This is a genomic window from Gynurincola endophyticus, from assembly GCF_003991195.1.
In the GTDB taxonomy this organism is placed as follows: Bacteria; Bacteroidota; Bacteroidia; order Chitinophagales; family Chitinophagaceae; genus Gynurincola; species Gynurincola endophyticus.
In genome coordinates this window covers 41,957-65,078 of the sequence record NZ_RCWL01000003.1, presented here as the reverse complement: position 1 = coordinate 65,078, position 23,122 = coordinate 41,957, and the positions used below count along the sequence as shown (strand labels likewise).

Here is a 23,122-nt window from a genome sequence, read left to right as displayed (position 1 = left end):
ATATTATACTGAGCAGTTGTTATTTTTCTTCTCTGCCGCTAATGTGCAACAACATTGATATGTTGTTGTGTTGATTGATTCAGTTTATAACGGTTGCTTGCGTGTACATCTTAATTATCACATTTCGTTCACTCATTTCTCAGTACGCGTCCTAAATTTTTTAACACCAAATTCAAATGTTTGTGAAAAAGATTAAACGTCTCTCAGTCAATAAGGAAATTATTTCCCGCTTGAATAACAATGATATGGAAGTATTAAAGGGAGGGTTTGCTGCAGCTACTGTAGGTAACGGTTCTGATAATAAAGCCCTCAATGCTTTCAGCATTACTACTACTTTTCCAAGTGTTACCATTACCATTATTGAAACAACACTTACTATAACAGTTCAGCCTTCTCCGGATCCTCCGGGTGATTGCTGTGGAACAGTAAACCGATAAACTATTCTCCGGTACTTTTCTTACATCCGGATATAGTTCTCCTTTTGAGTATAATAATAACGTGTTGAGTTTTCTCAAACGTCACCTGCTTTTATCTTAATGAGGCAGAACAGGAATTCTTTTGCATATACGCGACCATTATACATCTGTGATTTGTCAGCGTGTGTGATTGTATTCCTATGCCGCTATTAATAAATATTTATCCGGGAGAAAGGCTTTGTTCTATGACTCGGACTTGTTTTACGAATGGATTTAAGCGATCAGCATTGGATTTTCATCTCTTGTAAGTTTTTTGGATATCCAATTATTTAAACATTTAAAACAACAAGTTTATGAAAAAAATCAAAAAGCTGTCTCTTAACAAAGAGACCATCTCAAAGCTGAACAACGAAGACATGTCTACTTTAAAAGGTGGTTTGGCTGCTGCTACCAGTAACCAGGTTGTCGTTCAGGCAGATGCTCAGGTGATGTGCGGCTTAGGTACTGTTGCTTCTGTTATTTCAATCATCGGAAGTATTATTTCAATTATTAAAGATACAATGGGGCCTTCTGATCCTCAACCGCCAATCGATTGTTGCGGAACTGTAATTGTCAGAAAATAATTACAAACCAAAATACAGGGAAGAGAACTTTTACGCTGTTAATGCTCTTCTCATTTCTTTAATTAATTTAAATGTAACTCATGAAAAAAGTAAAAAAGCTTTCTTTAAATAAAGAAACGATCTCTAAGCTGAACAACGAAGACATGTCTACTTTAAAAGGTGGTTTAGCTGCTGCTACCAGTGGTAAACAAGCTCAGTTAGAAGCTCAGGCAATGTGCGGCTTAGGTACTGTTGCTTCTGTTATTTCAATCATCGGAAGTATTATTTCAATTATTAAAGATACAATGGGGCCTTCTGATCCTCAACCGCCAATTGATTGTTGCGGAACTGTAATTGTTCAAAAATAATTATAGCTAAAATTCAGTGGAAGAAAATTATCACCCTATTGAATGCTCTTCCCCGATTCTTTAATTAGTTTAAATACAACTGATGAAAAAAGTAAAAAAACTTTCTTTAAACAAAGAAACGATCTCTAAGCTGAATAACGAAGATATGTCTACTTTGAAAGGTGGACTTGCAGCTGCTACCACTGGTAAGCAAGCTCAGTTAGATGCACAGGTTGCTTGTACAGGTGGTACTGTTGCTTCTGTTGTTTCAATTGTAGCAAGTCTTATTTCTATTATCAAAGATACTTTGACTCCTTCACCTAGTCCTCAACCTCCAATCGATTGTTGTGGAACTGTGATTATTCAAAAGTAATTACGGTAAATATTACGGAGAAGAGAATACCACTATTTAATTCTCTTCTCTTATTCTTTTATTGTATAAATATTAAACAATGAAAAAAATCAAAAAACTTTCTTTAAATAAAGAAAAGATTGATCAGTTAAACAACGAAGATATGTCTGTTTTGAAGGGTGGTCAGGCTGCTGCTACAAACGCCAGCTTCCCGACAATTACCTGTACCGGCGGAACAATTGCTTCGATTGTTTCTATTATAGAAAGCGTGATTTCTATAATTAAAGAAACACTTCCGTCTCCGGAGCCGCAGCCACCGATTGATTGTTGCGGAACAATCATTATTCAAAAATAATCAGATTGTAATAATCATAGGAAGAGAAGAACGCCTTTCCTTTCCAAAACTTCTCTTCCTCTTTCACTCTTTAAATAAAAACACCGCTATATGAAAAAGAATAAAAAACTTTCTTTAAACAAAGAAACTATCTCCAGACTAAACAACGAAGATATGTCTGTATTGAAAGGTGGTTTGGCAGCTGCTACTAACGAAAGCTTTCCTACAGTTACCTGTACAGCTGCTACTATTGCTTCAGTAGTTTCTATTATACATAGTTTGATTTCAATTACTAAAGATCTTACATCTCCTCAGCCTGATCAACCACCAATTGATTGCTGCGGAACTATTGTTGGGTAATCATTAATCGTTTATTCTGACATTTATTTATAAATATTCAATAAGAGCCAAATGGATAGTACCCTCCATTTTCTCTTTTCATGATCATTATGAATAATATAGCTGTTGAATTAAAGTTAGAAGAGTTCAGACTGTATGTTGAACGTGAAATTGAGTACTTCCCTGTTATCGGCGTAAAAAAAGGGAAACTGGGGGCGCTGCTTTTTCTGATGCACTATTATAAAGAAAAGCAGATTGAAAACATTGAGCTGATCGAGGATGTTCTTTGGAGCGTGCTCAATAATGTAGAACTGATTTATGAAAGTGACCGACCCAGTCAGGAATTGGCTGAGCTGGGCTGGTTTGTTCATTATATAGAAAAAGAAGGATTGTATGAGATTGATTCGGATGAGTTATTAGAAGACATTGATGAAGTTGTTTACAAAAGTATGATGGATTTTGTAAGCCAGCAGAATTATGATACCGTTTTCGGATCTGTGCCGAATGCATTATACTTTCTGGAGAGAATGACTGCTAACGGAAGAGGTGCTGAAAAAGCCCGGCAGTTTCTCAATGAGTTTGTAGATGCAGTTCTCCATCAATTGCAGCATGACCGGGATTCTGTCATCATAAATGTTAATTATACCGGTATTTCACACGGGTTTTCAGGCCTTTTGTTGTGTATCATTAATTTGTACGAACACGGAGTACAGCCTGATAAAAGTGCTTTAATTATTAAAATACTACAGAAACTTATTTGGGAGAGCCGTTTAAAAGATTTTGAAGTAACGTCAAATTCATTTTTTCCAGTATCTCTGAAACATTATAAAACCGATGATTCTAAATGGTTCGACTGCTGGTCATATGGAGACATCGGTATTTTATTCGCACAGCTAAGAATAGCAAAATTATGGAACGATAGCCTATTAGAAAAAGAGGTGCTTGAGTTGATACGGCTTAAATCAATTGATAAAGTTGCTACAGAAAAAACTTTCAGACAAAATGATTATAGTGTGTGGTATGGAAGTAACGGCTTTGCTTTTTTTTATCAACAGGTTATTTCGATGGGATATGAACATGATTATTTGTTGGAGTCCTACAATTATTGGGTTAAAAGAACAATAGCATTCGCTGTAACAATTGATAAGGATGAAGACAATGATCCTGAATATCCAAGGTTGTTCAATTTTGGAGAAAAGTATCCCAGTGAAAAAGTTTTACTAACAGGGATACCCGCAGTAGGCATGTTGCTATTGTGTTATATAAATAAAAGTCACCTCAGTTTTATAAGATTTTTAAACTATTTGTAAAATGATACTAGTAGACAATCATACAGATATTTTAGAGCAGATTTTACAAAGAGTGAACAACGGGCTGCGTTTGCATAATAATAAGTATCCTGGCTTGTTAGACGGCCAATTGGGTATTCTCTTGTATAAGGCAACCATTGCTCATACTTATAAAAACACGGTTCTGCAAAAAGAAGTAGAAACTGCTTTCGAAGAAGTGTTAAACAATGCTTTTGAAGACCCTTTTACCGTTGTAAGTGGCTTTGGCTTAAACAGGGGCATCTTAGGGCTTTTGCAGTTGCGTCAGCTAATGATAGAATACGATTTTTATATTTCCGATGAATTCTCTTTTGTAGAATTCGATGAATATGTTTTTGAATGGACGGTGAACATGTTCAATGAAAAAAATCTCGATTATCTGCACGGTGCTTTCGGTGCTGTGAATTACTTTATCTGTAGTGGCCAGGCAGAAACGGCATTGAAATTTGTTCCTTATATATATAACTGTATTGAGAACAAGTTTATTCAGTCTATTACTGTTAATCATCAAAGAGGCGTGTTGGATACAAGTCTTGTACATGGACAAGCCGGCTTCTTACTCGTAATGCTGCGTTTAATTCAGGCTGACCCACAAAATACTCAGTTACGTGATGTGTCACGCGCATTGATATATACATTGATTAATACCTCTTCCGGTTCTGATGATGATGAAAAAAATAAAACACTTTTCCCCAGATACATTCTGCCAGACGGGTCTTTCGACTATACACCTAAATACGCCTGGTGTATCGGCGACCTTGGTATTACTTACATGCTATTTAAAGCAGTGGAAGTATTAAAAGATGATTTTATTTATGAGTTCGCAGTAAAAATAGCACCGGTTATTTCAAATAAATCTTTCGGGATGAACGATAAAAGAAACAATTCTTTTTTCTGTCATGGAACAGCGGGCGTTATTCATATGTACGAACATCTTTATGAAATTTCTAAACTTGAAATTTTTAAAGAAAAATCATCTTTCTGGCTGGAAGTGCTGATAACGGAATTAAATGAATTGGATCCTGATTACTTTGATTCCTCTATTCTCAACGGAAACATTGGTATAGGACTCGTATTGAACGATCTGATCAACAGCGATAGAAAATCATTATGGAGTAACAATATATTCTTGGTATAATATGAAAATAGGTTTATTAAATTTTGCAACAGGCGGTTTAGAAAACATGAATAAACTGGTAGAGAATTTAGTAGATTATTCATGTAAAGCCGACGAGTTAGGTTTTTCCAGAATATGGCTGGGAGAACATTATTATGTAAATAATACTATCTGGAACAATCCTGAAGTGCTATTGCCTGTGATTGCCGGAATGACGGAAAATATTAAAGTCGGTGCAGCCGGTCTTTTAATGTCGTACCACAATCCATACCGTGTAGCGCTCAACTTTAAACTGCTCGCCAACTTATTTCCCGGACGAATTGATTTGGGCTTTGCAAACGGTGGTGTTCCAGAGTTTGTAAGAAAAAAAATGCTGCCCGGAAGCAGAAAATTCCCACACGAAATGAAAGGATACTTTCAACGAAAGATGGGCGAAACTGTTTCTCTTCTGACCAAAGAAGAAGACTATATTTTTGACGGCCAAACTATTATTCCTCCTTACAAGGGAACCATCCCTTCGTTATGGGCGCTTAGTGTGAGAGGTGCGGGCGAAGATGCTCTCAGGTACGGAATTAACTTCTCCAAATCAATATTTCATATAGAAAATATAGATCTGAAAGCAGAAGCTGAAAAGATTATCCGATTTAAAGCTTTGTTTTTTGAAAAGTATAGTGTACTGCCCGAAGTTACTATTGCTGTAGCAGGTTTGTGCCATGAAACTTCTCAAAAAGCTGCTGAGATCAGAAAAGGAATACTGAACGATGGGGGTACCATTTCGTTTAACGAAATCATAGGTTGCCCAAATTATTTCTTCGATAAATTATCTGAATTACAGGAGCTGTTTCAGGTGGATGAGTTTACTTTCTTAAATAAAGCTTATTCCACCGAAGACAGAATACTGGGGTTAGAACTTTTAAGTGAAAAATTTAATTTAAGGAATAATGAAAACGTACAATTCATTGAAAATTTTGCCTAAAACGTTTTTAAGAGTTCCATTATGCTCGCTGAGCAAAACCGATGAATTCTTTAAAACGAAAGACGAAGATAAAGCCATCAGGTTTTTAACTCAATTCTTTAAGGTTAAAATAAACAACGATGCTTTAAAAATTGCATCGAGTGCATTACATGATGCTTTTTCAGAGTTTGTAATTGCCAAAAAAGAAATTTCACAAAAACAAAAACAACGGCTATTCTACTCTTTGTATAAATATTTTGTTCGTATGTGTAGCCGGCCTACACCTTTCGGATTGTTTGCAGGCTGTAATGTAAGTGATATTAATCAGGATGATACTGTAAATACGGCACGGTTAAATGCACAGGCCATTATGCCGTTTTTCAGATACGACTCGGTTTTTCTCTATACGTTGGTAGAAGAGCTACTCAAGAATGAGGCGATACTGATGAGTGGTAAGTTCTTTTTGAATACATCCATCTGGGAAAAAGACGATAAGGTCAGATACATCGAGAATGCCAATAATGCCACAGGAACCTTGTATGAACTTTCTACTGTTGAGCTGGATGATGGTTTGCAGGAAGTATTGCAACTGGTGCGTGAAGGCAAATCAAGAATGGAAATTATTGAAAAACTCAAATCATTCGGTATCTCAAAAAAAGAGATTAATGAATACCTGATGGAGTTGACCAGGAGTAATATTCTGGTGCACGAGCTGATCGCATCACTCATGAGCCCTGATCCTATGCCTGCATTGCTGGCATTTCTTAATTCCTTTAAAGAAAAGTCAACCATCCATCTTTGGGGTAAAAAAGTTACTATTGGTAAATTACAGAAAGAGTTACAATCCTTATATATCTTAAAAGATATTACTGGCGATAATCAGTTACACAAAAACTTCTCTAAGTTTTTAAAAGGTTTTCAACAGTCTTTGCTAAACGTTGATGACGCTGTTTCCATTTCTAAAAAGTTGAGAGTAGACTATCTGCCTGATTTTTCAAGTACCCGGGTGATGAATATTGATGAAGACGCGAAGGAAATTCTTTCCATGATTGCTGCGTTTCACTTTAATCATGACAATGCTTATTTAGAAGGGTTTAAAAATTTGTTTTCTGAGCGGCATGATCTGGCACCTGTACCACTATTAAATATTTTAGATAATGAAATAGGTATTAATTACCTGACCAATACGGGTATGAATGCAGCTGCATCAAAAAAAAGTTCGGCAGAGCATCCTTTGAGCAGACTTATTTTTGACAGATATTTTTCTTTTGCCGGTTCTGGCTCAACCTCTTTGAATCTTACCAGAGCTGATCTGGAATATGTGATTGCCAATCAATCGCGCCCCCATCGCTTACAAACATTATTAACAACCTGTTATAATCTGGTGGTTTTAAGAGAACAGGAACAAAATCAATATCGGGTAAGATGGTATGCAGCACCTTGTCATGGTTTTTTGAACAGGTTTCAATACATGTCTGCCGAAATCTCAAAACTTATTCAGGAAATTGTTGGCTATGATCAAACACTAATTGATGGAGAGGCTTTTGAATTTGTAGATATTTTACATAAGCCTACGCGCCACAGATCTGGTAATGTAACTCAGTTTGAGCGGTTGTTTAAATACAGCATTAATGTATTGTATGATGACAGCGACGAGTCAAATATTCTTTTAAGTGATATTGAAGTGTGCGTAAAAGAAGGGATCGTTCTACTCCGATCAAAAAGAATAAACAAATTTCTGATTCCGGTTTTATCAAGTGCTTATAATGTGGATACAGATCAGCATCCATACTTCAGGTTTTTAGTACATGTAGGTAAACAATTTATCATTAACCCGATGAATATATTCTGGCCTGAAAAATTGAACAATAGAAATTATTTGCCACGTATCGCATGTGAGAAGGTGATTTTATCAGAAGCTACCTGGCAGTTTTATGAAAAAGAGATTAAACAGTTGCAGACCGGAATGTCAATGCATGCATTTACCGAATGGAAAAATAAGTGGAAGCTGAATGATAAAGTGGTTCTGGTAGAGGGTGATAACGAATTGTATTTTGATTTTACCAATGAATTTAGTGTACGTGTCTTTCTGGATACTATACAACCCATGAAGTATCTGAAAATATTTGAATTTTTAGAGACCAATGATAATGTTGTGATTCGTGATGAAAAAAATGACGGATTTGCTTCGCAATGTTTTTACTTCTTTGTGCCGGAGAAAAAGGAGTATACACCTGATTTCAAGCAATTCTTACAGCCCGAAACTCACTGCGACCATGAAAAAAGATTCTTTTATCCGGGTAGTGAATGGATTTACCTGAAACTGTATTGTAATCAGATATCAGCTAATAAAATCATTCACCAGTATATACAACCTGCTGTTCAGGAGTTATATCAAAAGTCTCTTCCGGCTTTTGCATGGTTCTTTATCAGATATTCAGATCCGCATTATCACATCAGACTGAGAGTGAAAACCGCTGATTTTGTGGAGGTGTTTCCTGTGTTGTCAAAATATCTGAATAAGGCATCTGAAAGTCAGTTGATTTATAATATGCAATTAGATACTTATAGAAGGGAACTGGAGCGTTATGGCGGAAAAACGATAGAACCGGTTGAGCTGATTTTTCACTACGATAGCCTGGCCGTCATGAATGTGATAAACTTGTATCAGGGGAAAGTCATTCCGGGTGATCAGACTTCTTATTTAATTGGCATCCGGTTGATCGATTCAATGTTTGATGCATTGGGTTTCAACAAGAACGATAAAATAGAAATTATCAGAAGCCTTGACCATAGCTTTGGTACTGAATTCAATAAGTCTACAAATAAAGCGCTTAAATCGCAACTGGCTTCGATGTACAGAATAATGAGTAAGCAGATTGTGGAGGTATTGACAGACCAGAGTAATTATGCTCCTTTTAATGATTGGTCGGCTTCAATTAAAGCCATTACCGAAGTGCGTGAGCAAGCAATCAAACGGATTGTGGCAGAGTATACCGGAGTTACAAAAGATAACTGGAAAGAAGTTGCTGCAAGCCTGGTACACATGACGATGAACCGATTATTTTTTAAAGACAACCGGTTTCACGAAATGGCTGTTTACGATTTAATGAACTGTGCGTATAAATCTATTGCTGCAAGAAAAATGAATACACATGAAACAACTGGTGCTCATTAATAAAAAGAAAGAATTACCGGATCGTAAGCTCGTTAGTTACCACGATTTTACATTGAAAGGATTATGTGGCGTGTTTACAATCGGCTTGTTGGAAACTGACGATATTCACCTGGATACATCCTTGCCTGAAAATGACTATAATGTACTGGTGAAAATTTTAGCGGTTTCATCAAATTACCGTGATATATACTTATTGAATTTGTATAGCCATCTTTTAAAAAAAGAAGATGCTCCGCATTATGTATTCGGATCTGAATTCGTAGGAGAAATTGTTGCGGTGGGTAAAAAAATAGAACATCTGAAAGTAGGCGACCGCGTAATTCCTAACTGTGCTTATCCTGAAAAGGAAGCACCTTTTCCACTGATGGAAGGTATTCCTTCTAACAGCAGTTTTTCAGAGTTGTTAGTAATCAATGCCTTTAACGTGGTAAAAATTCCGGCTTCTATGTCGAATGCTGAAGCTGCAGGTTTTTCTGTAAACTTCTTTACGGTTTACAGTATGCTGCGTAAACTGGGTGTTGATAATGATAAACCTAAGAACATCCTTTTATTCGGTGTTAAATCGAACGTTTCGCTCACTGCTTTATTGGCGTTACAAAATAGAAGTGACGTTACATTGTACGGTACTTCTTCTAACGATGAAGGATTGAGTGAGCTATTCAGTTATGGATTAAACCGGTTAATTATCAGCGATTCAAATCACTCGGTAGATATAAATAAAATTATGTCGATACGTGCTATTGCAGAAGCCGGCGGCTTTGATTATGTTATTGATCCTTTTTCTGATATGAATATGAATGCTGCCGCACAGCTGTTAAAGAAAAATGGAAAATATGCCACCTGTGGGATACAAAATCAATTACCTGAGGGTGTAAATAAGTTTGACAGCAGTATTCTTGAAGTACTGATCAGAAAAAATATTCAACTCATATTTAATTGCCTGGGAATGGCGGAAGATATTGAGGCCGCTTTTGATGATTACAGAAACGAAAAGTTATCGGTACCGGTTTACAAAACATATCCGCTTTCACAATACCACGACTTTCTGCAGTATTCCTATGGACATTCTAAAAAGCCATTCGGAAAGTTAGTACTGTCGTTCGCTGAATAATATTTTAATTATCAAACTTTATATTATTGTGATTAAATACCTACAAAATATCATCAGGTTTGGTAGAAAAAGACGCTTTCGGTTTAATAAACAAACGAACATGATGGACTGCGGTCCTACATGTTTAAAAATGATTGCTGCATACTACGGTAAGAATTATAATATTGACACACTCAGAAGGATTTCGGGATATGGAATGCATGGTGTTTCAATGCTGGCGCTTTCTAAAGCTGCCCGTAAGATAGGTTTTAAAGCAGAGGGTATCAATATCAGTATGGAGTCGTTGTCGTCGATTGAGCTGCCGGCTATTATGCATTGGACGAATAATCATTTTGTTGTATTACTGGAAGTAAAAAAGAATAAATACAAAATTGCTAATCCTGAAGCAGGAATCATAGAATATACGGAAGAAGACCTCTTGCGTTCATGGGCGCAAGGCGATGGACAGTCTGGATATATTCTCTTATTACAGCCTGATGAGGAAAGTAAAGAAATAGAAGAGCAGCCATTGAAGAAGTTAGACTGGAGCTTCGTTACAAAGTATCTTCGTTTCAGAAAGATGGATATTACAGTGGTGTTTATTGCCTTGTTACTGGTGATGGTCATCAACTTTACATTTCCGTTCGTAGCCCAGAACCTGATTGATAATGGAGTAACGGATAAAAATCTTTCATTTGTTACTTTATTGTTGCTGGCGCAGGGAATGTTAATCATCAGCCGCACGGTGATTGATTTTGTCAGAAGCAGAATCATGCTCAAAGTAACCAGCTATCTGAACTTTCAGATTGTTTCGGATTTCTGGATCAAACTCACCAGTCTCCCGCTCAATTTTTTCGAAAAACATCGCACGGGCGATATTCTGCAAAGAATAAATGACTCAAACCAGGTGCAGCGGTTTTTCACGGAAACAACTTTTTCTACAATTTTTTCATTGTTAAACTTTTGCGTATACGCAGTGATTCTGATAACTTATAGTGTAGAATTATTTGGTATTTTTCTGATAGGATCTGCGTTGTACTTCCTGTGGATTACATATTTTCTCAAGTATCGTCGTGAAATAAATCACAAATATTTTACACTCGCATCGTTAGATAATACTACAAAGATTCAGATGGTGCAGGGTATTAAAGATATCAAACTGAACAATGCAGAGCGCGAAAGGAGATGGGAATGGGAGAATTTACAGGTAGCTATTTTTAATCTGAATTTACGAAGTCTGAATATTAATCAGCTGCAGCAGGCCGGTGCTTCGCTGATTCTTCAAATACAGGGTCTCTTTTTGAGCTACCTCGTAGCCCGCTATGTGATTGATGGAAAGTTAACGCTGGGTGCCATGTTATCTATTCAATACATACTGGCTCAGTTAACAGGCCCGATTACCCAATGGATCGGTATGATTCAAACGCTACAAGATACCAAAATCAGTATTGAACGTTTGAACGAAGTACAGCATGTGCAGGAGGAAAAATCAGATAAAGTAGAGTATTGTAAATATCTTCCTGCAGACAGATCTATTATAATAAAAGATCTGTCGTTTTCCTATCCGGATATTGACGAAGAAGTCGTTTTGAAAAATATAGATCTCGAAATACCGGAGAATAAGGTTACAGCAATCATTGGTTCGAGTGGTAGCGGAAAAACATCATTAATCAAGATGTTACAAAAAGTATATTCAAACTATAAAGGTGAAATGTATGTGGGGCGTGATGAGAAAGTACCGTTTAATAAAATAGAACCTTCTTACTGGCGATCAAAGTCAGCTTCTATATCTTCTGACAGCTTTATTTTCAACGGAACGATTCTGGATAATCTGACTATCGGATCGGGTGATATAGATTATGACAGAGTATATGAGAGCTGTAAAATTGCAAATATTCATGACTTTATTGAGTCGCTGCCAAGAAAATATTATACAGTAATTGGCGATAACGGTATGAGCTTTAGTCAGGGGCAGCGGCAGCGCTTGTTGATCGCGCGGGCAGTTTACAGAAAATCAGACTATCTGTTTCTTGACGAAGCCACCAGCGCATTGGACTCTCAAAATGAATATGAAATCATGCAGAATCTGCGAAGTAATGCTGCTAACAAAACGGTGGTGATTTCAACGCATCGCCTGAGCACCATTCAGCACGCAGATCAGATTATCGTTTTAGAAAACGGCGAAATTATCGAACAAGGTACACACGATTATCTGATGGAACTGAGAGGCCGTTATTTCAGATTGGCCAACGAGCAGTTTATTCATTCTTAAAATTTATTGATTATGTCTGTAGATATACGTGAGCGGTCTCCGATAGCAAATGGTTTGGTGCAGAATCATAAAAGTTTTATCGAAAAACACGCACTGTCGCTGTTTTTAATCATTCTGACGTTTATCTTTTGTTTTTCATGGCTGGTAGTAGAACAAAAAACCATTAAACAGGATGCGATACTGCTTTCTCCGGAAACGCAGCTAAATAATTGGCCGTTTTCTTCCGATTCTGCAAAAAAAATATTATCTTCAGAGAGAACCACCGGTTCTTTATACGCAGACCTGAAATCTGCTGATCATCTGTTGGTTTACGTTAGGATTGGGAGTAGGCGCGAAGAAATATTGCAGCATAACGATTCTTTATCTGTTGTATTCACTAATCTGCTTACCAATGAAGTGGCCGGTGTAAGAGCAAAACTGTTAAAAGACTATCCGATGGAAGAGTCTAAAAATGATTTTGCTATTGTGTCGGCTGATAAATTGCAGTTAGATCAATTTTTGTCGAACGTTTCAGGGGGAAATGAACTGAGAATAGAGGTTTTCTTTAAAATGAAACCGAAACGTTTGATTGAAAACTTATTTACTTTTTCTAATCCGGATTCTTTTCAGCTATAATTATGCATGTATTTATTAAAATGTTTTTATTTTCATCATTAATTTTTAGTTGTAAGCAAAAGAAAAAACAAGTTGTTGTTCAGGATCCCGTTCCTCAACGGGCAGCCTTTCTGCATTTGATCAATAAAATTGAACACTCGGTTCCCTATCTTTCCCAAACCGTTGATAGTGCCTGGTTGAATAACCTACAAAAAAATACTTTAGAACAAATTTCTGCTTCTACCGGAACAATAGAGTTCTTCAGATTAACTTATCCGATTGTTACAGGTATTAAAGATCCACACTTCAAACTGGCATTGTCTGACGATTCAGCCAGCGTCATCTTTGAGAAAAATAAAGTATTTCCTTTAAAACTCTATGTGGGCCCGGATGAGTTGTATGTAAAAAAAGATTACCGGAATGTTGCTGATAAAATAGAACACGGCCGGAGAATATTATCTATCAATCATCTTTCTGCAGATCAGATTATAAAAGAATTAAGTGCGGGCATTCACTATAATGAAAACGAACAACGATTTTTCTATTCACACCTCGAACGTAACCTGAATGAGTTGTTGTTATTATTGATGGATTATAAGAACGAATTTGTTGTAAAACTAGACGATGGTATTGAGTATACGATAGAGGGTGTTTATAAAAAAGATTTAAAGGATAAGGATACCGTTGAAAATGCAAGCTACCGGTTTTTAACAACCAATACTAAAAAGGTCGGTTATTTAAGACTGGCTTCTTTAGTAATTGAAGATGACTTGTCATACTACGATAATATTTTTAATGATTTTTTTGCACAGGCAAAAAATGAAACAATAAAAGATGTAATTATCGATATCAGAAATAATTATGGTGGAAGTACAAGAGTAATACGAAACTTGCTGGAATACATCGCCCGGGAAAAATATGTATTGGCAAAGGAAGCTTTTTATGACAAAGAAACCGGAAAGCCTGAAGTCAGAAGTGATGCTTATATCTACCCTTCTAAAAATAAAACACCTTTCAAGGGAAGAGTCAAATTGTTAGTGAATGAAAATACATTTTCCAGCGGACATATTTTTGTTTCTGTTTTTAAGTTTTACAAAATGGGCGTCATCATCGGTGAGCCGGGAGTAGAAAAAACGATCATTTCCGGCGAACTCAAAAAAGAAGTTTTTGAAAATGTCGGTACTGAACTGTGGTATCCCAACAGTAATTTTTTGTTGAACGGATACAAGAGAAACAAAGTACAAAGTGTGTTACCTGATTATATGGTTCGGCAAACTGTTGCTGACAGAATCAATCAGGTAGATCCTGTGCTGGATTTTGCTTTAGAGTTGATTGAGAAAGACCGGTAATTATAATTCAATAAAATTTTGAATCCAATCTGATTGCTGCCGGAGGCTATTTAGTAAAGTTGCTGTTTTGGTTTTTAACTGCAATCTTGTAATAACTGTTTTATTAAAGTTGGCGTATTTCTTTTTTGCTTCCACAAAATCATTTTTGATACCGAGCTCAACGGAGGTTGCAAAATAAGAAATGTGTAAATGCGGTAAAGCGACACCGAGAATCATACCTGGTAGGCCGTTAAATGATTCAGGACCACCGCGTGGCATCAGTTCAGTGGTATAGAATGCAACTACATAAATAGAATCCATCATAATTCCGTTGGCCCGCTTACATTCATAGCCCGCAATCTCTCTTATTTCATCGGTAAATTTCCATTTGATCTGCTTTAAACTATCACTTACATAAACCGTCTGGTCAAAAATTTCTTTTTCACTTAGCTGTTGAAAATTAGAAAAGTTAGTAACAATGACGTTCTTGTATCCCGCAGGAATGGCAAAATATTGTGAAAAGGTAATATCACTGTTAACCGGTTGATAGATGCTTAGGTTTGCTTCAAAGTTGAGTGCAAAAGTATCTGTCCAGAATTGAGGTGAGGACGTTCTGTATTTCTCCATGAAGCCGAAAATATCACTTTCTGCTATGGCTTTTGTTTCTTTCAGGTAAATAGGCATTGTAGCGAATGTATTTACTTTTCTTTCGTAAATAATTCTGCCCTCTCTGTATACATTCGTTACCTGAGCGGTGGTAATGAGTGAAGAGAAAATGAATAAAGTGATTATTAAGTATTTCATGAATTATTCATTTATTGATGGATACGTTTAAAGCGTGAAAAATTCCACGTTGCTCCTATCAGAAAAAATCTTTTGATGGCAAGATGACTGCTTTCTTCGAAAAAATTATCCGTCGCCGTTCTGTTATAAACCCTGTTTTGATTTAAAATGTCGTTGCAGGAGATTTTTACCATCAGCTGTTCGTTTTTCAGGAACTTTCTTCCTATCCAGGCATTCCATAAAAACCTGTTAAAGTTTTCGTCAAAGAACTGATTTTTCTGTTGCCATAAATAATTGACATCATTGCTGAGTTGATATTTGCCGAGGAAAAGATTGACACGTGAAACGATTGTTACTCCTAAATAATCATTTGGTTGACCTGTTTGCAGGCTTGAACGGTTTTTGGTATAGCTCAGGTTACTGGCTACGGTGATATCATAACTATTGGCTTTCGCTTTGTAAAAGCCTACTCCTCCCGATACCGTATGGTAATTGAGTTTATTTAAAACATCATTGACCAGGTTGAATGATTCTCCTCCGGTAATACTTCCCATTAATGTAACCTGTGATTTGATGGATTTTATTTTCTTTGAAATAAAACCATCTGCAGTATAGCTGCTGGTATTTTCACCCGGCAGGTTAATATATCGATACTCGTAAATACCGTTTGGTGTAATGTTGATACTCAAAGAAGCCGGATTGCTTAATATTTTAGCAGATCCTGCCATTCTCAAATAGGTTTCCGAGGCAACTTTATAGTTGGTGTATTCCAGCTGAAAACTATTGTCAAAGCTTGAGTTAAGATTCAGATTGTCACGGAAAAAAGTTGTTTGACTGTTGTTGTACCGAAATGGTTGAATTTTATCTCTTTCAGGAACAATTGTGTTGCCGTTATAAATGAGGTTCAGCGTTTTTCCGACACTGAGACGATAAGTGATGGTGGAGCTTGGGTTCCAGGTAGTGAAATTTCGTTTAAGCAAATGATCGGTAAACCTGTTTTCCATATGGAGATTAGTATTACCTGCACCACCACCTATTTTAACGGTTAGTTTGCGGTAAACATAGTTCAGGTCTACTTTTCCTCTATTGCGGTATTGATTCGTATGAAAGTTATTGCTGAATAAATAATCTATCTCACCGGCGTGCGATCCATTGTTATTAAATGATTGCTGATCGTCAATAAACTGATCATAATTGAATCTGTAGGTTACCAATAAACTTACTTTGCGTGAAAGCGGTTCCGTATAAGTAATGCTGGTACCGTGTGTGAATTTATCTTCAATTGATCTTTTTAGCAGCGATAATACAGCTGAACTGTCAATGTTGTTATTGAGATTATAAAAGTCAGTGCGCGAAAAATAATTTTGGTTACTGGTAGCATCGGTAAACCCATTTTCTAAATAAACAGCATAGCTACGACCGGTTTTTTTCAACCTTTGTTCCCAGTTTATATTCAGTGTGTAATACTTAGTGTTAATGTCTCCAGACTGATTTCTTGAATAATTGTTTAAGGTATATTCGTTATCAATATTTCTTTCTCCGGTTAAAAAAGCAGCGTTATTGTTTTTGTAAACAGACCCGCTGCTGAAAATTTTCAGCGTAGTTTTAGAGTTAATGGTTCTGATGAATTGCGCATTCAGGTATTGAGTATTTTCGTCTACCCTGCTGCTGCTTTCTGATTTTCCGTAAATTGTATTGGAGGGTAAATTGTTCACGCTATTTACGACAGATTCATTTCTGTTGTTGAATAACCTGAGTTGATAATTTGAATTGAGTGAATTTTTGTTTTTATCCCATTTTTGGTCGAGGTGTGCTCCGCCCGAAGTGATTTGCGGAATACCGGCACCGTTGTAGCTACCGTTTCCGGATTCCTGAACGCCTAATCTTTGTTTGTCAGCATTTTCAAGTCCGCTTTTTCCGGTATTACTACTGGTAATAAATGCAGCTTTTTTATGTTTAGGTTTAAAGTGATTGATAAAACCCTGTGCAGCATAAAAATTTTCAGCGCCGGCACCTGCTTCTGCTTTACCGAAAATTCCATTGTTTTTATCTTCCTTTAATTTCAGATTAATGGTTTTATTGCGTACCCCATCATCAATTCCGGTAAAAGTAGCCTGATCTGATTTTTTGTCGAATACCTGTACAGTTTCTACCATATCTGCCCGGATATTTCTGGTAACTAAGGTGGGGTCGTCTCCGAAAAACTCTTCACCTTCTACCAAAACGGTTCTTACCGTCTGACCGTGGGCAGTGATATTTCCGTTAGGGTCGATTTGTAATCCAGGAAGTTGTTTCAGTAAATCCTCTACCGTGGCATTTTTATGTACTACAAAACTATCGGCTTTAAATTCGGTAGTATCACCTTTGATTCTGATTTGTCCGTTACCGGATCTTACAATGACCTGTTCGAGTAGTGCTGCTTTGGGTAACAAATGAATTTCTTTAAGATCAATTGTTGCAGAGGAAATGTTCAGGTCTTTAAGCCGGATAAAGTAATCGAGGTATTTCGGATAAGAAAAATATACAATCAGGTCGGTATGCGGAATATTTTCAAATACAAATTCACCGGTTTTAGAAGACCGGTTATCTGCGATAATGATGGAATCTTTTGCATTGATAAGTATAACGGAAACGTCAGCCAGGTTAATGTTGTTCACACTGTCGGTAATTTTCCCTTTAATAACCTGCTGTGCCTGGATATTGGTATAAGTAAATATTGAAAAAAATAAAAATACGAGCTGTATTTTCTTCATTCCTGTTTAGTTGTGGTTTTGAGACAATAAATCAGTCATACAATTTAACAAGAATGCGGAAGAGAACTCTACTAACGTTCATAAATATGTCAATTATTTAAACTTTTTTTTCCAAATGACAGTAGTAATGGGGGTGAAATAAAAGACGGATGTATATTAGTCGGGTTATTGGGTATTTTTCATTGGAGAAAAGAGTCGTATATGTTGCCGTTTATGGATACGCGAATGTATGATACGGATAGTGTGTGCGGCTTTGTAAAACAGAGCGCTTTGCTTTGGATTTTATAAGGTACGGATCAGCAAAGCGCTTCTGAAGGAAAAGCTCATCATAGAAAACTATAGATGAGAAAAGAATTCATATATCAGGAAGGGATCAGCAGGAGAATTTCTCCTGCTGATGTATTAATTATAAATTTCAACACCGGTAACTTCGGTAGAGGTTTCTCCTAACCAACCGGCATCCTGATTCAAACCGGTATAAACTTTAATAAAGTCGATACCTTTTAGTTTTACTGAATTTCCGTTTTTATCAACAGCCCAGTTCAGGTCAATTTTAGCATCTGCATGTGTATTTGCGTGATTGTCGGCATAACCCCATCCATAAGCCGGTAATACCCAGTATTGAGCAGGAGGAGTTGCAGTGTTTGTGGCCGTTTTTGGTAACAAAGTTCCTTTAAAAGTAAGCGTATTTGCTTCGTGCCACAGCGGGTAATAAGATGCCTGCGTGTTAAACGTATTCCTCAGCACAAACCCTTCTCCACCCTGGTTATCCGTCCAGCGAACATCTCCATTTAACGGATCTGGTTTGTGATAAGTGATTTCATAGTTGTGAATTGTAGCGGGATTGTTATATTCGGAACCTGCGATTTCATACCATTCATCGTCAGGTAAACCATTTCCGTTTGCATCGTAAGAAACCATAATAATTCCGGGCTCTGCATTATTCGTTCCTGCATTTCCTTTTATTAGGAAATCACGTTTGTCTGCATTATTCATGATAACATGATCAAAACCCATCACCACATATCCACCATAAGCGCCGAGGGTAATCATACCATTTGCTTTCAGTGTATTTTCGGCTTTTAGTGCCATGTCTGCTGCGGTTTCACCTTCTGTCCATAAAGGAAGTTTATTCACCTGTTGGCCGGGCCCAGGTAAAAATTCATACACTTTGAAAACGCCATTGGTGTAAGATTGATCTGCTACCTGAATGCTTACGGTTTGTGCATTACTGCCTACTGCATTATAGGCTACGAGTTTTACATCGTAAGTACCGGGAGCAGAAAAAACGTGTAAAAGATTTTTATCTCTGGAGATGGTATCGTTACCGATAATCCATGCAATATTGGCTTCGTCGGCATAAGAGATTTGCGGTTGGATGCGTAACCATTTCCATTTGCTTACATTGAATCCGCCGGCAGGTACGGTAATGCTTACTGCAGGAGCGGCAGCATTAATACTGATGCTTTCACCGTTGCTGAAAGTGAAAGTCATGATACCGTCTACTAAAGAAATTGAAACAATGGCGGGAGCGTCGAGTCCGTTCTGACCTTCAGCGGGGATGCCGGTGTCTTCACCGTCAATAAACCAGTGACCGTTAAAACCAACTTTTACTTCGGGAGAATGACCTACAGAAGGTTTGCCGGTATCAACGCCATCGATGATCCAGGTACCGTCTTCGCTGATGGTAATGAAAGCGGAAGTATTTCTGACTTTAATAGAACTTCCATCAGAAAAATTGATGGTATAAGAACCTGTTTGAGCTGTATAACCGGTAACATAAACGCGGTTGTTAATGGCGCTCATCAGGGTTTCATAATTTTTAAGCTGTTGTTTTAAATCATCGACATCGTTGCGGAGTTCTTTAATGTCGTTTTTGTAACATCCTTGAAGGGCCATTATAGTGCAAGCCATCAGGACGCAGGTCAACTTTCTCATATTGCGTTATAGTTGTTTGATGATAACTCACTGGTAAAAGCTGTTGAAGGGAATCTGATAGTAGAACGTATCCATACGATACATCAAACTATGATCTGACATAAGATCAGTAGCCATATAAAATACCATAACGACGAAAAAATCGCGTAAGTAATAAGATTGTTCCGGGGTATCACCGTCAGAACGGGCTTTTAATTCGGGCTTTAGTTCGCGAAAGCCATGAATACGATCTCATGTTGGCAGGTCTTCTGACTTGCTTCCCTTGGCCTGACCTTCCCATCTTTCAACATAGTTGGCGACAGTGGTTTTGTAGTGGCCTTGGTTACGAAGCTTACAGCTGCGCGACAGTTCCGGAGTTACACCGGATTCCCATATTGTTCTGATTCTCAAAAAGAAGCAGACACCAACAGATGCCGCAAAGTTAGGGGAAATATTCAGGAAAAAATGAATTTGTTTTTTGGGGAGGGTTGAGTAGATAACCGGTTTTGGTGAAAAAGATAAAAATGAGCTAATGCCGTTCTCTTGACCTTTGTCAAAAAAAGATCAATTAATAAAGATGATTGTTATCATTTAATGTCCATTTCGCTCAAAAGTTTTTCGCTTCCACAACCCATAAATAACTATTTCTAGTGATTTTTATTTACTCCTTTTACCACTACATTTGTTCCTGCTTATACACTACTTATGAAAATTCAACGCCTGTTCATCCTTGCAATTCTTGTACTTTGCTCTTTCTCTGCATCTGCACAGTCTGACTCACCCATTAACTGGTTCTGGGAAAATTTTATAAAACATATTAAGTATCCCCCTGATATTTATAGCGATGTTCGAATGAAAAGTGTCACAGCTTGTGAAATTGAACTGTCATACCTCGAAGACGGAGAACCTGAATCTATTATCTTCTCCTCCAAATACATTTATCTCGATGAATATGGCATTATCAAAAAAAAAGAGAATTATCAAAGTATTCGAACAATTCGGCATAAAAAAAATGATTTTACAGGTATTCACGCCTTCTCCATTCAAAAAGAATCGATACCTCTTATCAAACAAAAACTCATCGAACTCACTTCTCAGTGTAACGATACTTATGATTACTGGAAAACAAAAGACCAGGCAATCGACTGGCTGAAGTTGAAGCTGAATATGTATTTCTATACCAGAAGTACACTGAATGATAAATACGTGTCTAACCCACGTATTGAAAAAATCAATGAGTGCGAGATCCTCTTGAACTATGATATCACCGGCAATGGTGGCAATAGGTGGGCAGAACCTAAAAAAGTTGGTGTCGCTAAGGAAACAATACCCATGAATATGGAAAGAATTTCCAGCGTTCTTTATAATTTTCAGAACGAATCTGCCAAAATTGAACAGTTCGACGGATACCTGAATAAAACACAATCGAACCAAAACTCAATCATAAAAATTGCCTACGCAGAAGAAAACCTCTATGAAAGAATTTTGAAAGCAATGAAGTTCCTTCATCAAAGCTGTGTCTCCGATGATGTGTTTGAAGAAATGGCTAAAACAGGACGATCTTTTGTGGAGGAAGAAAAAACTCCTCCTCCCACCAAAGAATCGATTGTTAAATATGATGATGGTACCATTAAACAGCGGGGATTCTTTACCACCAATAATAAAGCTACAGGTGAATGGAAGTTTTACCACCACAATGGCGAATTGCATGCTATCGGTAACTTTGAAGAGCACCAAAAAACAGGACTCTGGAAGTACTATTATGATACCGGTAATTTATTGGAAACAGGACTCTATTCCAATAATGAACGCCAGGGTGAATGGAAATCTTACAATGATTATAATAAAAAATTAAGCAGTCAGGGATTTTACAAAAATGGTAAAAAAGTAGGCCTCTGGAAAGAATTTAATATTGATGGAAGTACCGCCAGCATCGGTAGTTATGATGCAAACGGATTAAAAAATGGTCTCTGGAAAGAATACCATGAAAACGGAAAAATGAAAGAAGAATGCGAATATTTAAGTGGTAATCGTATCGGTGCCTATAAAAGCTATCATGAAAATGGCAAAGTATGGGTGATTGGTCAGTATGATATTAACGGAGACAGAGTGGGCGAATGGAAAGCATACTATGATGATGGAAAGTTGGAAAGTAAAAACCAATATGTGAATGGAAAAGTGCAGAGGAATTAAGCCGGTGATGGTCAGTAAGGGAATAAGGGTCAGCAACTAGTTGCTTCCGGGGCTTCTCTCTACAGTTGATATTGTTTAATATGCTAAGATCTTCATTTAAACGTGAAGGGAATGAAGAGGCGTATTTTGTTTTCTTAATTCCTTAAGGGTAAAAAAAATGCGTAGCCGTTTTCAATTTGTATTCTTAATGGTAAAAAAGTAAACCTCACTGTTCTACTCATTGCAAACAAATTGTATTTATTACTCCGCCTCTTTATGATCTGTCGTAACTTTGAGCTCTATCAAAGCCGCCATTAATGGAATTCGGAAAACTTTCTCCTGTTGAATTAGAAAAAGTTGTCTTTAAGTTACCAGACGATGCACCGTTGAATAAACGGGTTTTAACCGGTACTACTGCCTCCGCCTTTCGGATAAACCTGGGTTTAACAAACTGGGGATTTTCACAATGGGCCGGCAACTTGTATCCACCCCAGATAAAAGAGAAAGATTTTCTGCACTATTATTCGCGTCAGTTCAATAGCATTGAGTTAAACGCTACGCACTATAAATTGTATGGAGCCGGTACCATTGCAAAATGGAAACAGGCTTCTCCTTCAGGCTTTCTGTTTTGCCCGAAAATGTTCAAAGAAGTAACACACAAAGGCTCGCTGATGGGAACGAAGGCATTGGTGGAAGAATTTTGTGAGGCCATAAAATCATTTGACGATCGGCTAGGACCCCTCTTTATTCAGCTGCCTGAAACCTATAGTGCCAACCGCATGAGCGAATTACTTGAATTTCTGAATTATCTTCCGAAAACCTATACGTTCTTTTTAGAAGTACGTCACCCCGACTGGTTTTTGTCTTCTCAACTGTTTGATCACCTGCAGGCTTTGGGTATAGGTGCTGTGCTGACCGATACCGCCGGAAGAAGAGATTGCGCACATATGCAGCTGACTATTCCAAAGGCATTCATCCGCTTTGTGGCCAACGATCAGCATCCTACCGACTACAAAAGAATCGACGAATGGGCAGAGCGAATTAAATACTGGAAAAATAACGGATTGGAAGAGTTAAGCTTCTTTGTTCATTCTCCCGATGAAGGAAAAGTGCTGGAAATTGCGGCATATGCAATTGAGCGCTTTAATGCTGTGTTTGAGGCGGGGTTAAAACCTTTGCGTTTGGGGGGATACACGTTGTTTTAATGCAGCAGTACTTTCCTTTTATTATTAATAATTTTTCTTA

At 37.3% G+C, this 23,122-nt stretch carries 19 protein-coding genes and 1 riboswitch; of the genes, 16 read left to right on the top strand and 3 right to left on the bottom strand.

Features of this window, described 5'->3' with window-relative positions:
- The first annotated feature begins 182 nt into the window (after positions 1–182).
- The 14 genes from D9O48_RS06860 to D9O48_RS06795 all read left to right on the top strand — a co-directional run bounded on the left by D9O48_RS06860 (position 183) and on the right by D9O48_RS06795 (position 14,273).
- A complete protein-coding gene (locus D9O48_RS06860; RefSeq protein ID WP_126972004.1) occupies positions 183–437 on the top strand; it encodes a class I lanthipeptide in 255 nt (84 codons plus the stop codon).
- Positions 438–769: 332 nt separating this feature from the next.
- Positions 770–1,039 (top strand): TIGR04149 family rSAM-modified RiPP, encoded by a 270-nt coding sequence (locus D9O48_RS06855; protein WP_126972002.1) that lies wholly within the window; start codon positions 770–772, stop codon positions 1,037–1,039.
- 80 nt (positions 1,040–1,119) lie between these two features.
- Entirely contained in the window at positions 1,120–1,386 is a 267-nt protein-coding gene (locus D9O48_RS06850; RefSeq protein WP_126972000.1) for a class I lanthipeptide, read from the top strand.
- Positions 1,387–1,468: 82 nt separating this feature from the next.
- The gene (locus D9O48_RS06845) at positions 1,469–1,738 is read left to right on the top strand and encodes a TIGR04149 family rSAM-modified RiPP (protein WP_126971998.1); all 270 of its coding nucleotides are present in this window, start codon (positions 1,469–1,471) and stop codon (positions 1,736–1,738) included.
- A gap of 79 nt (positions 1,739–1,817) precedes the next feature.
- Complete coding sequence (locus D9O48_RS06840) at positions 1,818–2,072, top strand: TIGR04149 family rSAM-modified RiPP (protein ID WP_126971996.1); 255 nt, start codon at positions 1,818–1,820, stop codon at positions 2,070–2,072.
- Positions 2,073–2,162: 90 nt separating this feature from the next.
- Complete coding sequence (locus tag D9O48_RS06835) at positions 2,163–2,411, top strand: class I lanthipeptide (RefSeq protein WP_126971994.1); 249 nt, start codon at positions 2,163–2,165, stop codon at positions 2,409–2,411.
- 89 nt (positions 2,412–2,500) lie between these two features.
- The gene (locus tag D9O48_RS06830) at positions 2,501–3,700 is read left to right on the top strand and encodes a lanthionine synthetase LanC family protein (protein WP_158624840.1); all 1,200 of its coding nucleotides are present in this window, start codon (positions 2,501–2,503) and stop codon (positions 3,698–3,700) included.
- Position 3,701: 1 nt separating this feature from the next.
- Positions 3,702–4,856, top strand: a complete 1,155-nt coding sequence (locus tag D9O48_RS06825) for a lanthionine synthetase LanC family protein (RefSeq protein ID WP_126971990.1) — start codon at positions 3,702–3,704, stop codon at positions 4,854–4,856.
- A 1-nt stretch (position 4,857) separates the two neighbouring features.
- Positions 4,858–5,811 carry an LLM class flavin-dependent oxidoreductase gene (locus tag D9O48_RS06820; protein WP_126971988.1) on the top strand — a complete coding sequence of 318 codons (954 nt, stop codon included), beginning with the start codon at positions 4,858–4,860 and terminating at the stop codon, positions 5,809–5,811.
- A complete protein-coding gene (locus D9O48_RS06815; RefSeq protein WP_126971986.1) occupies positions 5,777–8,968 on the top strand; it encodes a lantibiotic dehydratase in 3,192 nt (1,063 codons plus the stop codon). The genes D9O48_RS06820 and D9O48_RS06815 overlap by 35 nt, the downstream gene beginning before the upstream one ends.
- Positions 8,946–10,079 (top strand): quinone oxidoreductase family protein, encoded by a 1,134-nt coding sequence (locus tag D9O48_RS06810; RefSeq protein WP_126971984.1) that lies wholly within the window; start codon positions 8,946–8,948, stop codon positions 10,077–10,079. The genes D9O48_RS06815 and D9O48_RS06810 overlap by 23 nt, the downstream gene beginning before the upstream one ends.
- A gap of 28 nt (positions 10,080–10,107) precedes the next feature.
- The gene (locus D9O48_RS06805) at positions 10,108–12,330 is read left to right on the top strand and encodes a peptidase domain-containing ABC transporter (protein ID WP_262707378.1); all 2,223 of its coding nucleotides are present in this window, start codon (positions 10,108–10,110) and stop codon (positions 12,328–12,330) included.
- 12 nt (positions 12,331–12,342) lie between these two features.
- Positions 12,343–12,945: a hypothetical protein gene (locus D9O48_RS06800; protein WP_126971980.1), complete on the top strand. Its 603-nt coding sequence runs from the start codon at positions 12,343–12,345 to the stop codon at positions 12,943–12,945.
- A gap of 20 nt (positions 12,946–12,965) precedes the next feature.
- Entirely contained in the window at positions 12,966–14,273 is a 1,308-nt protein-coding gene (locus tag D9O48_RS06795) for a S41 family peptidase (RefSeq protein ID WP_158624839.1), read from the top strand.
- On the opposite strand, the gene D9O48_RS06790 is transcribed toward D9O48_RS06795, so the two are convergent.
- From D9O48_RS06790 to D9O48_RS06780, 3 genes are all read right to left on the bottom strand, one after another.
- Entirely contained in the window at positions 14,274–15,056 is a 783-nt protein-coding gene (locus D9O48_RS06790) for a GLPGLI family protein (protein WP_126971976.1), read from the bottom strand.
- 11 nt (positions 15,057–15,067) lie between these two features.
- Complete coding sequence (locus D9O48_RS06785; RefSeq protein ID WP_126971974.1) at positions 15,068–17,788, bottom strand: outer membrane beta-barrel protein; 2,721 nt, start codon at positions 17,786–17,788, stop codon at positions 15,068–15,070.
- A gap of 402 nt (positions 17,789–18,190) precedes the next feature.
- Positions 18,191–19,726, bottom strand: coding sequence for a PKD-like domain-containing protein (locus tag D9O48_RS06780; protein WP_126971972.1), 1,536 nt, complete (start codon positions 19,724–19,726; stop codon positions 18,191–18,193).
- A gap of 221 nt (positions 19,727–19,947) precedes the next feature.
- A riboswitch (cobalamin riboswitch) is annotated at positions 19,948–20,149 on the bottom strand.
- 261 nt (positions 20,150–20,410) lie between these two features.
- Between D9O48_RS06780 and D9O48_RS06775 the strand changes: the two genes are divergently transcribed.
- Together D9O48_RS06775 and D9O48_RS06770 are read left to right on the top strand one after the other, a co-directional pair.
- On the top strand, positions 20,411–21,898 hold the full coding sequence (locus D9O48_RS06775; RefSeq protein WP_126971970.1) for a toxin-antitoxin system YwqK family antitoxin: 1,488 nt from the start codon (positions 20,411–20,413) through the stop codon (positions 21,896–21,898).
- 296 nt (positions 21,899–22,194) lie between these two features.
- Positions 22,195–23,082 (top strand): DUF72 domain-containing protein, encoded by an 888-nt coding sequence (locus D9O48_RS06770; RefSeq protein WP_126971968.1) that lies wholly within the window; start codon positions 22,195–22,197, stop codon positions 23,080–23,082.
- Positions 23,083–23,122 lie beyond the last annotated feature (40 nt).

Bases quoted from the DNA above. Each gene is read 5' to 3' on its own strand.
- D9O48_RS06855 (WP_126972002.1), top strand. From the start codon at position 770: ATGAAAAAAATCAAAAAGCTGTCTCTTAACAAAGAGACCATCTCAAAG.
- D9O48_RS06850 (WP_126972000.1), top strand. From the start codon at position 1,120: ATGAAAAAAGTAAAAAAGCTTTCTTTAAATAAAGAAACGATCTCTAAG.
- D9O48_RS06845 (WP_126971998.1), top strand. From the start codon at position 1,469: ATGAAAAAAGTAAAAAAACTTTCTTTAAACAAAGAAACGATCTCTAAG.
- D9O48_RS06840 (WP_126971996.1), top strand. From the start codon at position 1,818: ATGAAAAAAATCAAAAAACTTTCTTTAAATAAAGAAAAGATTGATCAG.
- D9O48_RS06835 (WP_126971994.1), top strand. From the start codon at position 2,163: ATGAAAAAGAATAAAAAACTTTCTTTAAACAAAGAAACTATCTCCAGA.
- D9O48_RS06830 (WP_158624840.1), top strand. From the start codon at position 2,501: ATGAATAATATAGCTGTTGAATTAAAGTTAGAAGAGTTCAGACTGTAT.
- D9O48_RS06825 (WP_126971990.1), top strand. From the start codon at position 3,702: ATGATACTAGTAGACAATCATACAGATATTTTAGAGCAGATTTTACAA.
- D9O48_RS06820 (WP_126971988.1), top strand. From the start codon at position 4,858: ATGAAAATAGGTTTATTAAATTTTGCAACAGGCGGTTTAGAAAACATG.
- D9O48_RS06815 (WP_126971986.1), top strand. From the start codon at position 5,777: ATGAAAACGTACAATTCATTGAAAATTTTGCCTAAAACGTTTTTAAGA.
- D9O48_RS06810 (WP_126971984.1), top strand. From the start codon at position 8,946: ATGAAACAACTGGTGCTCATTAATAAAAAGAAAGAATTACCGGATCGT.
- D9O48_RS06800 (WP_126971980.1), top strand. From the start codon at position 12,343: ATGTCTGTAGATATACGTGAGCGGTCTCCGATAGCAAATGGTTTGGTG.
- D9O48_RS06795 (WP_158624839.1), top strand. From the start codon at position 12,966: ATGTTTTTATTTTCATCATTAATTTTTAGTTGTAAGCAAAAGAAAAAA.
- D9O48_RS06790 (WP_126971976.1), bottom strand. From the start codon at position 15,056: ATGAAATACTTAATAATCACTTTATTCATTTTCTCTTCACTCATTACC.
- D9O48_RS06785 (WP_126971974.1), bottom strand. From the start codon at position 17,788: ATGAAGAAAATACAGCTCGTATTTTTATTTTTTTCAATATTTACTTAT.
- D9O48_RS06780 (WP_126971972.1), bottom strand. From the start codon at position 19,726: ATGAGAAAGTTGACCTGCGTCCTGATGGCTTGCACTATAATGGCCCTT.
- D9O48_RS06775 (WP_126971970.1), top strand. From the start codon at position 20,411: ATGAAAATTCAACGCCTGTTCATCCTTGCAATTCTTGTACTTTGCTCT.
- D9O48_RS06770 (WP_126971968.1), top strand. From the start codon at position 22,195: ATGGAATTCGGAAAACTTTCTCCTGTTGAATTAGAAAAAGTTGTCTTT.